Origin of the sequence: Algoriphagus namhaensis, from assembly GCF_042649705.1 — a bacterium.
GTDB lineage: Bacteria > Bacteroidota > Bacteroidia > Cytophagales > Cyclobacteriaceae > Algoriphagus > Algoriphagus namhaensis.
In genome coordinates this window covers 484,530-498,007 of record NZ_JBHRZS010000007.1, presented here as the reverse complement: position 1 = coordinate 498,007, position 13,478 = coordinate 484,530, and the positions used below count along the sequence as shown (strand labels likewise).

At 42.4% G+C, this 13,478-nt stretch carries 11 protein-coding genes; 4 read left to right on the top strand and 7 right to left on the bottom strand.

Features of this window, described 5'->3' with window-relative positions:
• The first annotated feature begins 78 nt into the window (after positions 1-78).
• Positions 79-1,614 (top strand): sulfatase family protein, encoded by a 1,536-nt coding sequence (locus ACFOSV_RS10465; RefSeq protein WP_377905961.1) that lies wholly within the window; start codon positions 79-81, stop codon positions 1,612-1,614.
• Positions 1,615-1,671: 57 nt separating this feature from the next.
• Entirely contained in the window at positions 1,672-2,160 is a 489-nt protein-coding gene (locus ACFOSV_RS10460) for a hypothetical protein (RefSeq protein ID WP_377905960.1), read from the top strand.
• A gap of 39 nt (positions 2,161-2,199) precedes the next feature.
• Here the strand turns inward: ACFOSV_RS10460 and ACFOSV_RS10455 are convergent, their stop codons facing one another.
• Together ACFOSV_RS10455 and ACFOSV_RS10450 are read right to left on the bottom strand one after the other, a co-directional pair.
• Positions 2,200-4,458, bottom strand: a complete 2,259-nt coding sequence (locus ACFOSV_RS10455; RefSeq protein ID WP_377905959.1) for a helix-turn-helix domain-containing protein — start codon at positions 4,456-4,458, stop codon at positions 2,200-2,202.
• Between the two features lie 163 nt (positions 4,459-4,621).
• Positions 4,622-6,241 (bottom strand): hypothetical protein, encoded by a 1,620-nt coding sequence (locus tag ACFOSV_RS10450; protein ID WP_377905958.1) that lies wholly within the window; start codon positions 6,239-6,241, stop codon positions 4,622-4,624.
• Between the two features lie 36 nt (positions 6,242-6,277).
• Here ACFOSV_RS10450 and ACFOSV_RS10445 point away from each other — a divergent pair, with 36 nt between their 5' ends.
• On the top strand, positions 6,278-7,798 hold the full coding sequence (locus ACFOSV_RS10445) for a sulfatase-like hydrolase/transferase (RefSeq protein WP_377905957.1): 1,521 nt from the start codon (positions 6,278-6,280) through the stop codon (positions 7,796-7,798).
• On the top strand, positions 7,795-8,610 hold the full coding sequence (locus ACFOSV_RS10440) for an endonuclease/exonuclease/phosphatase family protein (RefSeq protein WP_377905956.1): 816 nt from the start codon (positions 7,795-7,797) through the stop codon (positions 8,608-8,610). The genes ACFOSV_RS10445 and ACFOSV_RS10440 overlap by 4 nt, the downstream gene beginning before the upstream one ends.
• Positions 8,611-8,625: 15 nt before the next feature.
• On the opposite strand, the gene ACFOSV_RS10435 is transcribed toward ACFOSV_RS10440, so the two are convergent.
• The 5 genes from ACFOSV_RS10435 to ACFOSV_RS10415 form a co-directional block, all read right to left on the bottom strand.
• Complete coding sequence (locus ACFOSV_RS10435; protein ID WP_377905955.1) at positions 8,626-10,014, bottom strand: Gfo/Idh/MocA family protein; 1,389 nt, start codon at positions 10,012-10,014, stop codon at positions 8,626-8,628.
• Between the two features lie 116 nt (positions 10,015-10,130).
• Positions 10,131-10,331 carry a YgaP family membrane protein gene (locus ACFOSV_RS10430; protein ID WP_377905954.1) on the bottom strand — a complete coding sequence of 67 codons (201 nt, stop codon included), beginning with the start codon at positions 10,329-10,331 and terminating at the stop codon, positions 10,131-10,133.
• Positions 10,332-10,435: 104 nt separating this feature from the next.
• On the bottom strand, positions 10,436-11,479 hold the full coding sequence (locus tag ACFOSV_RS10425; RefSeq protein ID WP_377905953.1) for a glycoside hydrolase family 113: 1,044 nt from the start codon (positions 11,477-11,479) through the stop codon (positions 10,436-10,438).
• A 1-nt stretch (position 11,480) separates the two neighbouring features.
• A complete protein-coding gene (locus ACFOSV_RS10420) occupies positions 11,481-12,698 on the bottom strand; it encodes a bifunctional alpha/beta hydrolase/OsmC family protein (protein ID WP_377905952.1) in 1,218 nt (405 codons plus the stop codon).
• A 12-nt stretch (positions 12,699-12,710) separates the two neighbouring features.
• Positions 12,711-13,451 carry a DUF6503 family protein gene (locus ACFOSV_RS10415; protein ID WP_377905951.1) on the bottom strand — a complete coding sequence of 247 codons (741 nt, stop codon included), beginning with the start codon at positions 13,449-13,451 and terminating at the stop codon, positions 12,711-12,713.
• Positions 13,452-13,478 lie beyond the last annotated feature (27 nt).

Sequence of the window (13,478 nt, the reverse complement as noted above, 5' to 3'; positions counted from 1 at the left end):
CAGAAGAGGCAACCCGCTTCTTTAATTTACGATAAATCACCCCAGTATTATCCTTAAAAACCTAACTCAAAAAGCCCTATGAAGTACTTTAATCGATTGGCCATTCTATCCATTTTGATTTGCTTTGAATTTTCCTGTGCTGAGAAAGTGGAGGAGGAATCACAGAAACCAAATATCCTTTTTGTCTTTGTGGATGATCATGCCTTTCAGGCCATTTCGGCATACGAAAGTAGATTAAAGGACCTCGCTCCTACTCCAAATATCGACCGAATCGCTCAAAATGGAATGCGTTTCAATCGAGCGTACGTGACCAATTCCATTTGTGCTCCCTCCCGTGCCACCGTGCTCACGGGTTTGCACTCCCATGCCAATGGTCACTTGACCAATAATGATACTTTTGACGGCTCCCAGACTACATTCCCAAAACTGCTTCAAGCTAATGGCTACCAGACCGCATTAATCGGAAAGTGGCATTTAAAGTCTGTACCTACTGGATTTGATTATTGGGACATTTTGCCCGGACAGGGCCATTATTACAATCCTGACTTTATCACTGCTACGGATACTATTCAGCAGACAGGATATGTCAGCGAAATCATCACAGACAAATCGCTCGAGTGGCTCAAGAGTCAGGAAGAAAGTGGCAAGCCATTTATGCTAATGATGCAGCATAAAGCTCCACATCGAGAATGGGAAAAAGGGCCAAATCAATTGGCTCTGTATGAAGACGTAACCTTTCCTGAGCCTGACAATCTATTTGACGACTATGCTACGCGCACGTCCCCTGCTCGAGATCAGGATATGACCATTGACAAAACTATGGAGCTGAAGTATGACTTGAAGATGTGGGCTCCTGAAGACTCATCCAATAACACCTACAAGCGAACAGCTGGTCGAATGAATGCTGAACAGAAAAAAGCCTGGGATGCAATTTATGACCCAATTCGCCTCGAATTTGAAAAAGCAGATCTCTCTGGAGAAGACCTTGTTAGATGGAAATATCAGCGCTATATGCGCGACTATCTTGCCGTCATTCGGGCAGTGGACGAAAGCGTGGGAGCCGTTTTGGATTTCCTAGAGGAAAATGGCTTGGATGAGAACACATTGGTCGTTTACACCTCAGATCAAGGATTTTATCTTGGCGAGCATGGATGGTTTGATAAGCGATTTATGTATGAAGAAAGCTTCCGTACCCCACTTTTAATGTCATGGCCGGGAGTGATTCCCGCAGGTAGCACTTCTGATGCGCTGGTCTCAAATCTAGATTTTGCACAGACCTTTCTAGATATCACCGAAACTGCCGATCCAGGGACCATGCAGGGAATGAGCTTACTCCCTATAATGAAAGGCGAACAGCCCGAAAACTGGCGAAAAAGCCTTTATTATGCTTACTATGAATATCCAGGTGCGCACTCAGTGAAAAAGCATGAAGGGGCTTTTGACGGAAGATTCAAAATCATCCATTTCTATGAATCGGACGAGTGGGAATTTTATGATCTCCAAAACGATCCAAAAGAAATGAACAACGTATACTCAGCTCCTGAAATGCAAAACCAAGTGTCCAGAATGCAAGATGAATTGAAGCGACTAAAGGGAGAGTACAAAGTGGAATGATTTGAGAACGGCATTTGGGATGTAAAAAAACATTGGACCAGCTAGGAGTAAGAAATTATGACGTCGAGAATAGCCAAAACCTTTCCTTTTCTTTGCTTGATTCTTTGCTTACAGGCTTGTTCATGGAGACACTTTTTTCAAATCAGAAATACCACAGAACAGATCTGGGAAATCAGTTATTCCATTAATGATCCAAGGGGTTTTTTCAAGACTAAAGTCGAAATCAGCGAAGCTAAAGAGAAAAAAAAAATCGTCTTTGAGGGATCAGAAGTACGGTTTAAACTTGCACCAGGACAAACCGCCCAAATCGGTGTGGCCGCCAATTCACATTACAACGTTTATCAACATAATCTTGAATTTGATCCTGAAATTCCTTGGAAAACATTCATCAACATGGGGGCTATCACTTTTGCATTTAGTGACAAAACCTTCTCGTTGAATGCTGATGAGCTTGACCCATTTCTCTCAAAAAGTACACGAGATGTCGCCCGCATTGATCTAAAAAAGCTCAAAAAGAAATTTCTAAAACAGCAGGATGGCCAATAAGGTAGTTTCTCAATTTGACCAAAATTTAACCAGTCCACTCTACTCTACCTGAGCCCCAGCCGCGACCATTCGGATGGTTCCGTAGTCATATTTAGCCGCAAAATGTGTGCGGAGAGCCATTACAGTTTTGTTTTCATCCATCGCACTCCGGATCTCGAGTATCACCTCTGAAGGCAAGCAATCATCAAGGCTAACCTTCCCTTCTTTGATGCCGCGAGCAAGATGTCCTTTAATCGTAGACTCGGCAAGCCCCCTTGCAATTACAATATCCCCAATGGACTTTCCTTCAGCGATCATTTCAAAGGTGATTTCATAGGTCTCACCGACTTTCCGCTTCAAGTTTGGCTTACCCGATTTTTTTCTCCCAGTTTTATTCTGAGCAAATTTTGGATTGTCTTGAGCCTTGGCTTTAGCTGCTTCCCAGAGTCGGAGTCGAAGTCTTTGTTTTTCTTCATCAAGCTTTTTCAGCTCATTGGTCTTGGATCCAGTAAGAATAGACTGAACTAAAGACTGTACTTTACTTATATCCCCATATTTTTTAAGCAAGGCAATTTCGAGTTCTTCAAGATTTTGCACGTAAGTCTTGGTTCGACTAAATCGCTCCACCTCTGCAAGATGATTAAGCAATTGCCGCAAGGACGTTTCCAGAAAATCTTTGAAGTAATCGGTACCTTTAATCAATCGATCCTGAAGCTGCTTGAGTTCATTTTTCGCCAAAATAGCACGCAGCTGCTGAGTAAAGCGATGTGCAACTGTACGCTGCTCACTTAGCTGAGCAAGAAGATTTGGTAAGGCTGTCTGCATTTCTGGATCTTCAAACTCCATGCTTCCCTCCTGCTTCTTTTGCATCGACGCTAAATCTTGGAGAATACTGTCTATGCTAAATACTTGAGAAAATAACTCATGGAGGTACGCTTGTTGATTTTGTTGCAAAATCTCTAAAAGGTCTCCTTGGGAACTTGCTTGACTTGTAAACTGCTGTACCTGTGAATCTGAGTGCAAGGCATGATCCTGAATTGGTGTTTGCAAAATCAAACCATCCAAACTACGTAAACGGCTCAGTGCCACATAAACTTGCCCAGGGGCAAAAGCTCGACCCACGTCGATCACAGCACGATCAAAAGTAAGTCCTTGGCTTTTATGGACGGTGACAGCCCAAGCCAACTTTATAGGAAAGTGTGAAAATGTACCCACAACTTCCTCCTCCAGCTCTTTGGTTTCAGGATCCACTAGGTATTTTTTGTTTTCCCAATTCTCCTTTTTCAAGGTGTAAGAAATTCTAGCCCCTTCCATCACGACTTCAATTTCATCCTCCTTGAGAGTTTGGACCTGCGCCAATTTTCCATTGAAATAATCACCTTCGCCAGAGGAATCATTTTTGATAAACATAACTTGGGCACCCTCACGGAGTTCAAGAGACGCGGGCAGTGGGTATAAGCTTTCGGGAAAATCTCCAGTCACTTCGGCCTCATAATAATGCGATGGCTTTTGGATCGCGTCTAATCGCTCACGATTGATTTGATCTGCCTTGTAATTATGCGTGGTCAGGGTGATGCAATCTCGGATATCTTTGATTTCGGCCGGCGATTTCAAATGGGAATTGAGCAAATCCACATCCTCCTTGGTGACTTGATTGGCTCTGAGGTTATTGAGTAACCTGATAAAAGTATCGTCCTGCTGTCGAAATATCTTATCCAGTTCCAAGTAAACCATACCGGATTCGGCCAGGGCTTTGGACTCAAAGAAATGAATGCTTTTATAGAAATTTTTCAACACAGACCATTCCTGATCTTTCACTATTGGAGGCAACTGATACAAATCCCCAATCATCAGTAATTGAACTCCCCCAAAGGGTTGCTTGAAATTTCGCTTGATGCTGCGCAGTCGATAATCAATCGCATCCAAAACATCAGCTCTCAGCATACTTACCTCATCGATCACGAGCAAGTCTATGGACTTCAACACCTGCCTTCTGGAGGCATTGATCGGATGCCTTCGTGACAATGTATGCTGGGTAAAACAACCATATTGATCTGAATAATGACCTTCTGGCTCCCGAACTGGTAGAAAGAATCCCAGCGGAAACAAAAATTGAGAATGTATTGTAACCCCACCTGCATTGAGCGCTGCGATTCCGGTTGGCGCTACAATCACATGACTTTTGTGGGTACTTCTAGCGAGGTCCTTCAGAAAAGTAGTTTTGCCAGTTCCCGCTTTTCCTGTGAGGAATACAGGTGCATTGGTGTGATTGATAAATCGAGCAGCCAGCTCAAGTCGGTTAGTGGATATATTTTCCATTATCCGAAACTAATAAAAAAGGGGATTAGGACGAGGATTTTTGTAATCGATCGAATCATTTTAATCAATAAGACCAAGCGAGGTTCCTAATTGACGCCAGCAATCCGCATGACAACTTTAGACAAATCAATTTGGTAACTCTAGAAAAAAGTCAGCTCTGAATCTACAGCAACGCCCTTGCTGCTCCTCTTGGAACAGTCTTTAACAAGCCCTCCTTCAAACTGAGCCAGATTAGGTTGATTGGTCCACGATAGCGATTCCTTTTGGTAGTATAGCTGGGATCGTTCCAATGCTTATCTCCTTTTTGAAAAGATTGAAAATATGCAACCTTAGAAACAGACGAAAGTAGCTTGTTTTTTGCTTGGGAATCCTTTTTCAAAAGATCAAAATCTAAGCCTGAATATTGGATAGAAAAATGATTTCGGGACGAATACGTGCCTGCATCCATCCTAAGCTTGAGGCTGGTCATTTGGCCAGATTTGATTTCTATAGAAGCAAGGTTGACTAGAGTAGTATTCAAAGATTTCATAGACATGGCCCCTACTTCTAGATCAACCGAGAATGACAAATCTTGATAATTTTCAATGACGTTTAGGGAAAAATCTGAAGCCTCGTTGAGCTTTCCTGTTAGGGCAATTTCCAAGGGTCTGATGGCCTCCAATGAATCCATAGAAGTGGCATTTAATATTGTAGCATCCAACTCAGATAGTAAAAGAACCCCGGCTTCTGTACTTCCTTCATTGATTTCGAAATATTCCACCGAAGAATTGGTGATCTTTATAGTATCGATGAGCAATGGGAAATTCAGCTTTTTAAGCAAAGCAGCAAAGTTTTCTTTTATTTCATCTTTGGGCCTAGGAATATTTTTATCTCTACGGTCTTTAAGGACTAGAGAATCTAATTCCAGCTTTTCACTAACAAAAACCAAAGAGTCGTAAAGCGACGCGCTCGGACTTAGTTTTTTGAATTTCAATGAACCCAATTTAAAATCAATAATATCGGTTTGGTAACCTATCAGCTTTGCTTGGTCTTGCCAAGTATTTTCGAAGCCCATTTTCAAGCCTAAAATGGTTAGCTCCTGATCTGCATATGAGAAGTCAAAAGAATCGAAAGAAAGATGCCTTCCAAAGTCCAATTCATAAGTAAATGATTCTAGAGATGTATGAATGTTTTCAAATTGAAAAGGAATGGCATGATTCAACTGAACCGCATCGGTGGAGAGATCAGAAGCCGTAATGTTGAAATTATTGAATGATCCGATTTTCCTAGAAGGATCACTTGCAAGGTATAATTCTGCATTACCTCCTTTCATGCTAAAGTTTTTGATTTCACCTCGCGAGATGATATCCTTAAAGAGATCCTGAAAAGCACTGGATCCTCGAGAGCTTTCTTGCCCGCCCGCCAAAGTGAGTAAAAAATTTGGCGCCAAAAAATTTAACTCGTCAATGGTCAAAACCTTCGAAGTAAGAAACTTAAATACATCAACTCCATTTAATTGAGCTTCTTCTAGACTTGCAGAGACAAAACTTTTTGTACTGTCTGGATTCACCGGAACAATAGAAACCCCTTCCAATTTCACTTTTGTAGTCAAAATGTTAAGGTTGAGACTTTTATAACGAAGGTCATACTTTCGATCTTCATTGGTATTGATCAGGCCTTCTATTTGGTTTTCAAGAGTAAATTCTAACCCTTTCAGCAAGCCAAAAAGTACCAGAGCAAAGACCAAAGCCCAGCCCAAAAAACGTTTCGTCTTGGCTTTCTTCGTAATTTTAGGTAAACTCAACTCCAAGCATTTTTTTTATACACCACAATCTTCGAAATGACTCAAGTTAAGAAGCCCTTGCTATTTATCTACCTGTTATGTCTGGTTTTTTATGCTCCAAGGATTTACAGTCAAGAATCTAAACCCAATGTGATTCTCATATACACGGATGATTTAGGTTTTGGTGATATTTCCTTTTGTGGAGGAAAAATCCCTACTCCAAATATCGACCGACTGTTTAAAGATGGGCTTTCACTTACCAATGCCTATAGTACTGCTGCGACATGTACTCCTTCGCGATATAGTTTACTCACTGGTGAATATGCTTGGCGCGCCAAAGGGAGAGGTGTGGCCCCAGGCAATGCCTCAGCGCTGATCTCGGCTGGTCGGCAAACTTTGGCAAGTGTTTTCCAAAAAGCTGGTTATAAAACTGCAGTGGTAGGAAAGTGGCATCTAGGATTGGGCGGAAAAGAGGGCCCAGACTGGAACGGTGAAATTAAACCTGGGCCACTTGAAATAGGTTTTGATCATGCTTTTTTGATTCCAGCCACTGGTGATCGTATACCAACCGTATTTGTAAAAGATCGAAGGGTTGTAAACCTAGATCCCAAAGATCCCATCCAAGTGAGCTATGGAGAGAAAATCGGAGATTGGCCTACGGGAAAAGAGAATCCGGAACTCCTCACCACGATGTATTCCCATGGGCATGACCAGACCATCACCAATGGGATAAGTAGAATTGGTTATATGACAGGAGGCACATCGGCACTCTGGAGAGATGAGGATATTTCTGATCGCTTGGTTAGCGAATCTTTTTTATTCATGGATAAGGCAGAAGAGAATCCCTTTTTCCTATATTTTTCCACACATGACATCCATGTACCACGAATCGCCCATGAACGCTTCCAAGGAAAAAGTGATTTTGGCCCTCGGGGAGATGTTATTATACAGCTGGATGAGGCTGTGGGGGCACTTTTGGACTATTTAGAAAGGAAGGATCTTTTGGACCAAACCTTAATACTTTTTTCTAGCGACAATGGCCCTGTATGGGACGATGGATACGTGGACCAAGCCTTTGAATTGATAGCAGATCATGACGCAACGGGTGGACTTAGAGGGGGAAAGTATAGTGCTTTTGAAGGAGGGACTAGAGTTCCATTTGTAGTTTTTGGGCCGGGGATTCCAAAAGGAGAAAGTCGAAATCATATCTTTAGTCAAGTGGATTTACTTGCGAGTTTTGCTGGTTTACTTTCCGTCGAATTTGACCCGAATTCTGCTGTGGATAGTGAGAATCACATAGATTTACTACTGGGAAAATCTCAATCTGGTAGACAAGGGTTGGTACAGGAAGCTATTCAAAATGTATTAACTTATGTAAGTGAAGAGGGATTTAAGTATATTCCGCCCGGCAAGGGGCCAGATATGGTACCTTGGGGTCCAAAAATTGAGACAGGCTTTAGTGAAAAGCCCCAACTTTATCGTTTGGATCAGGGAGAATATGAAAACCTTGCTGAGAAAATGCCTGAAAAAGTAGCTCAACTGGCTGCTGAATTAGACGCAATTATTTTTAAGAAATGAAAAAATCTCTTTTCCTTTTTTTATGGATTCTTTGTGGACCATTCTGCTTGGCTCAGGAATTTAAGGTTATGACCTATAATATTTACCATGGAGAGAAACCTGTCCCTTCTTCAACTGATACAACCAAATCAAATTTCCCAGAACTGATCAATCTGATCATTCAAAAGCAGCCTGAAGTTATTGCATTGCAGGAAGTGGACAGCATGACTACAAGATCATCCCTACTTTTTGGTGAACCGGTTGATATGATGACAAAGCTTATGAGGGAGACCGGGTACCGCACCTATTTTGGTGGAGCAATGGTCTTTGATGGCGGGGCCTATGGTGAAGGGTTGCTCATGAAAAAGCGATTGGAAAACAAAACCCAAAAGCTTTCTAACCCAGCGGGTGGAGAACCTCGTGCGGTGGCTTGGGCTAAAATCGAACTCAAATCTGAAGATGAACTCTATTTTGGAGGAACTCATCTCTGCCATGAATTTGAGGAAAATAGATTAGCACAACTCAAAGAAATAATCGCATATGCCGACTCACTAGACAGACCTGCCTTCTGGGCCGGTGATCTGAATTTTGATCCCGAGTCTCCAATCTATGACAGCATCCCAGAATATTGGAAGGATGCGGGCGCTGTAGCTGGAAACACTCAAGCGACCTATGTGGGTGAAGAAGGAAAGCGAATTGACTATATTTTTTACGATTCAAGATACTTCGAATTAGTAAGCTATGAAGTGCTGCAAGATGTGGATTTCTCAGACCATTATCCGGTCATGGCCACTCTTCGACTGGTCAATAGAAAACCTCAGGAAGAAAAGTAATGACCTACAGCGGAGTTAGCCTCTCAGAGTAATCGGTACCGGCTTATTAGTCTTCCAATTTCCTGCTGTAAAATCAGGGACGTCAATTGAATTTGACCGATTGGATACCGACCATTCGCTCAGTGGGCTGATGCAACTCCATAAGGCAGCATCGTATACATCCTGATCCAGCGGCAGACCATTGCGGAGACAATCAATTAATCTCCAATCCATCATAAAATCCATACCCCCATGGCCTCCAACTTCCTTGGCTAGATCTCCAACTTTCTGGACAATCTCTGGAGTGTACTTTTTCTGTAATTCTTGCATTTCATCCTCTGACATCCAACTGTGACCTTTAGAGACCTTTTGGGTAGGATACTTTTGGGCGTAACCTTCCGTACCACTCACTACATGCAAACGTGAATAAGGTCGTGGAGAAGTTACATCATGCTGTATCATTAAGCTTTTACCATTTTTAGTTTTCACTACCGTTGTGTTCATATTTCCGCGGTAGTTTTTAGCGGCAAATTCCGTCCAAAACAAGTCCTCCTGAGCAAGCTTTTGGGCTTCTTTTTTCATCTGAAAATCATTGGAACTTAAAGACGTCAGGTAATCCATCTGATCACCACGGTTGATATTCATAATCTGACAGATGGGACCCAAACCATGTGTAGGATAAAGATTGCCATTTCTGTAATTCTCTTTAAGCCGCCACATGCCTTGGTAGCCTTTTTCCTTATCAAAGTTCAGCCAAAGTAAATCATGGATGTACGCGCCTTCTGCATGAACTACCTCACCAAAAAAGCCTTCGCGAGCCATCTTTAGGGTCATTAATTCAAAAAAATCGTAGCAACAATTCTCCAGTTGCATACAATGCTTTTGGGTCCTTTCTGATGTTTCTATGAGTTGCCAGCACTCATCTAGAGTTCTTGCAGCGGGCACTTCCACTGCGGCATGTTTACCCGCCTCCATAGCGAACACAGCCATAGGGGTATGCCATTCCCATGGGGTTGCGATATAAATCAAGTCTAGATCATCTCGATCACACATTTCTTTCCAGGAATAGGCATTGCCTGAATAACCATCCGGTTGGTGACTGGTATTAGCAAGCATATCTTTTGCCTTAGCTACCCTATCAGGAAGCAAATCACAAAGGGCTCGAATTTCCACACCTTCTACCTTACTCAAGCGATCCACAGCTCCAGGCCCTCGCATCCCCAACCCCACAATACCGACTCGAACAACATCCAACTTTGGCGCTGCAAAGCCACACATATTGAAAGATTGAACCCTTTTCAACCCTTTATGGGCCTGTTTAGGTAGATTTTCAAAATCAACTGCCATTGCTGAACTTGCTCCAAAAAGACCCAGACCGGCCAAACCTGTGGATTTGATAAACTCTCTTCTTTCGTTCTTTTTCATAAGGGTGATGGTAATTTCTATCCCTATTTAATAAAATTTTGGTACAACCTCCCAACCAAAAAACAAAAAAGCCAGCATCCTAAAGATGCTGGCTCAACTTGAATTGTAATGAGAGTTTAGGACTTGGACGTTTTCAATCCTAAAGCAACATAGAGTGGACAGAAACTCACGAAACTAGTGACAAGAAAAATCCCTGCAACTACGAGTGCAATCGTTCCGATCAGACCTGAAATCTGCCCTGAGAAAAACAAAATCACCAAAATGGCAGCCACTAAAATGCGTATGCCTCTGTCGATACTTCCCATATTTTTTTTCATGCTTTATTGAGTTTGGTTAAGTTAAATCGAGCTTTAGACTCAGTACGAACCTAATCTATATCTACTCAAAAAAGAATGACTTTTATCACTTAAAAATCTGATTTCTAATCCTGTAAAAAAAATGCAGTCATGACTTCCTGGGCCTTTTTGCCTTGCGGAGTAAAATCTGGATTTTGATTGTGTGCTTTTGGAAACCACTTCCAGAAAAACACCCCAGACATCCATGGCTTTTCCCAAACAGTTTCAAAAAATGCTTGATAGCAGAGAGCTTGCACTTCTTCTGAGAGCTCCACTTCCTTCCGCTCATTAGGCCACACCCAAGGCTCAACTGCCGCATCCACCGTATTACAGTACCCGATTTCTGTGAAGACCACTGGTTTTTGAAATTGGCGTACGGACTTTTCTATTTTTTTGATCGGGTCTACCCAGCCTTTCTTGAGTTCGGCGAGTGTGGGTTTATGATTTTTACTCAAAGGGAAATACGCTTGAATCCCTATGTAATCTAAATCATCCCAAAACTCAATTTTCTCAAACTCTGTAAAATTTGCCGCGTAGATGAGTTCTCCAGAATAGACTTCCCTGATTTGGGAAATGACTTTTCGCCAGTCTTCTGTTCGATGTGTGGTTTTTTCTAGCTCTGTCCCGATGCAAAGCACTGGAATCTGAAGTTCTTCAGCGAGTCGCGCATAGTCCATGATAAAGCCAAGATAATTTTCAAACCAAAGCTCCCAGTCCCCCTCGTTTAGCATCTCAATTTCACCAGGCCAGCTACCTCTGACCCAAATATGTGGCTTCAAAATATTGGCTATACCCAACTCTTTTGAATGATCCAAGGTAGTTTCTATCCCACGAGCTGTCTCTCCCCACCACTTGCCATCATTATAGGCATTCCATCGGATTTCTGGATTATTAACATCTGACTGAAAAGCAAAAGGGGTTTGTGAAAGGGCATTAGCACCGGTTTGATGAAGAAGTTCCAACTCACCGCCAGAGAGTGAATCACGAGTTCCAACCCAGCAGACACCTTTCCATTTTTGCTCAGCTTGGACTAGAGGGGCGTCTTCCTCGGGGAAAAAATATATTCCCAGAAATAGCACTAGGATTAACCCGATTGAACTGAAGAGATATTTTTTTCCAAAATTCAGCATCTCAAATTTGCTCAGTAACCACAGCGATTTCTTCGTGCAGCGTACGGTGTACTGGACATCGGTCTGCAATTTCCATTAGTCGGTTCTGCTGATCCTTATCCAAATCCCCTTCCAGTCTAATCAAACGAGTAAATTGTCCAACTTTGGATTTGGAGTCATTTGGGTTTTCGGAATCGGTCTTATGGGTGCTTTCGAAATTGAGAAATACCTCCACTTCTTTTAAAGGCCACTTTTTTCGATCTGCATACATGCGCAAAGTCATCGCAGTACAAGTACCCAAAGAGGCCATAAGTAAATCATAAGGAGTTGGCCCTAAATTGGATCCACCTACCTCAAGAGGCTCATCGGCAGTCAAATGATGGAAGGGCGTTTTTACCTCAGTGGTAAAGCCAGAACCAGAAAGTCGAACCTGCACCTGATGTCCTTCCAAATCATGAATAGGACCTTCAATTTTGGTGACTTCCACATATCTGCCACTCCATGACGCAATTACCTCTCCAATGTATTTGCTGTCATCCACATTATTGATCAGGTGGGAAGCACCATCCAAGGAAATAAAACTTTTGGGATGAAAAGCAGCTCCATAAATTTCAGCGGCATTGCTGATATCCACGATTTCGTCTTGAGGAGAATGTAAAATGAGCAGGGATTTTTTCAATTTCTTCAGAAATATCGCCAATGGCTTTTGCTCAAGATCGTCCACAAACTGCTTATCAATCCGAAAAGGTCTTCCTCCTATGCTCACCTCGGCTGAACCCTTAGTTTCCAATTCTTCCAATCCACCTTTGAACAAGTGCTTGACATGAGCCGGATACGAGGGAGCTCCTATCGTGACCATAGCTTGAATACTCGGTAGTTCCGCTGCTACATAAAGCACGGCTGCACCACCCAAGGAATGCCCAATCAGCATTTGTGGGGCTTGATAATGCTCCTCAAGGTACTTTGCAGCATCCAAAAGATCCGTGACATTGGAGCTAAAGGAAGAATCCACCAGATCCCCTTCACTCCTACCCAAGCCGGTAAAATCAAAACTGAGAATCCCTACTCCCTCATTAGAAAGTGCATTAGAGATCTTGGTGACCGCTGAAAAGTTTTTAGAACAGGTGAAACAATGAGCAAAAATCGCATAAAACTTAGGATGACTCTCTACAGGCAAGTACAAATCTGCCGAAAGCTCGAATCCTCTTTGATTAGTGAAAGAAAGCTTTTGAGGATTCATGACATCAGCAGTTTAATTGACTTCTATATTCTCTAGGTTGATCTCTGAAAGTAACTCTAATTCTCCGGAAATGTAAAGTTCCTGCATTTTATCTACTGGAGTGTTTTTATCCTCGGGCTTCCAGTTAAGGTAGTCTTGGAAGCGAATGCCTCCCACTTCCTGAACGTTTCTAACGGTACGAAAGCGAACTCCTCCGCCATCTGTATGATAGCTGTATGCCAAATAATCCACGTAAAAATCATCTACACCGATCCAATAAAGAAACACATCATCAAAGTCTTCCCCTCCTCCTTCTTGCTTAAAGGTCACACGAATCAAATGATAGTTTTCTCCGTCAAGTTCGGTGATCCCCTCATAGGTTTTGATCGCCGCTGGATCATTAAGCCCGTAGGGCAAAAAAGTGAAATATGCCACCGAGTTTACAGATCTAGAAAAGGCTCCAATTCTTTCTTCGGTAAGTGTATCTACAGCTACACCATTTGCCTCTCTCACAAAGCCCTCATTGTTTAATAAATCCGTAATTTGATTCCCAAGTGAGTCTGTGAATTCTCGAGTGTATTCAAAAGCTGTGGGACTTTTGAAAATAGTGTAGTGAATATCTCTAAAATCAAATGAGATTTTTGCGCTCATGTATTTCTCGCCACCATGAGCGACGATGGCATTGCCCACAATCTTCTCCGCCTCGGTGCGCTGATCGCAAGCCGAAAGAATGGATACAAATACAAAGATTAATGTAAGATGAGTGAGTCGCATGGTTTTAAATTGTGAATGTGTTTTGAC

Excerpts from the sequence above, each read along its gene's own strand:
- ACFOSV_RS10460 (WP_377905960.1), top strand. The coding sequence starts at position 1,672 with ATGACGTCGAGAATAGCCAAAACCTTTCCTTTTCTTTGCTTGATTCTT.
- ACFOSV_RS10440 (WP_377905956.1), top strand. The coding sequence starts at position 7,795 with ATGAAAAAATCTCTTTTCCTTTTTTTATGGATTCTTTGTGGACCATTC.
- ACFOSV_RS10435 (WP_377905955.1), bottom strand. The coding sequence starts at position 10,014 with ATGAAAAAGAACGAAAGAAGAGAGTTTATCAAATCCACAGGTTTGGCC.
- ACFOSV_RS10445 (WP_377905957.1), top strand. The coding sequence starts at position 6,278 with ATGACTCAAGTTAAGAAGCCCTTGCTATTTATCTACCTGTTATGTCTG.
- ACFOSV_RS10420 (WP_377905952.1), bottom strand. The coding sequence starts at position 12,698 with ATGAATCCTCAAAAGCTTTCTTTCACTAATCAAAGAGGATTCGAGCTT.
- ACFOSV_RS10430 (WP_377905954.1), bottom strand. The coding sequence starts at position 10,331 with ATGAAAAAAAATATGGGAAGTATCGACAGAGGCATACGCATTTTAGTG.
- ACFOSV_RS10425 (WP_377905953.1), bottom strand. The coding sequence starts at position 11,479 with ATGCTGAATTTTGGAAAAAAATATCTCTTCAGTTCAATCGGGTTAATC.
- ACFOSV_RS10455 (WP_377905959.1), bottom strand. The coding sequence starts at position 4,458 with ATGGAAAATATATCCACTAACCGACTTGAGCTGGCTGCTCGATTTATC.
- ACFOSV_RS10465 (WP_377905961.1), top strand. The coding sequence starts at position 79 with ATGAAGTACTTTAATCGATTGGCCATTCTATCCATTTTGATTTGCTTT.
- ACFOSV_RS10415 (WP_377905951.1), bottom strand. The coding sequence starts at position 13,451 with ATGCGACTCACTCATCTTACATTAATCTTTGTATTTGTATCCATTCTT.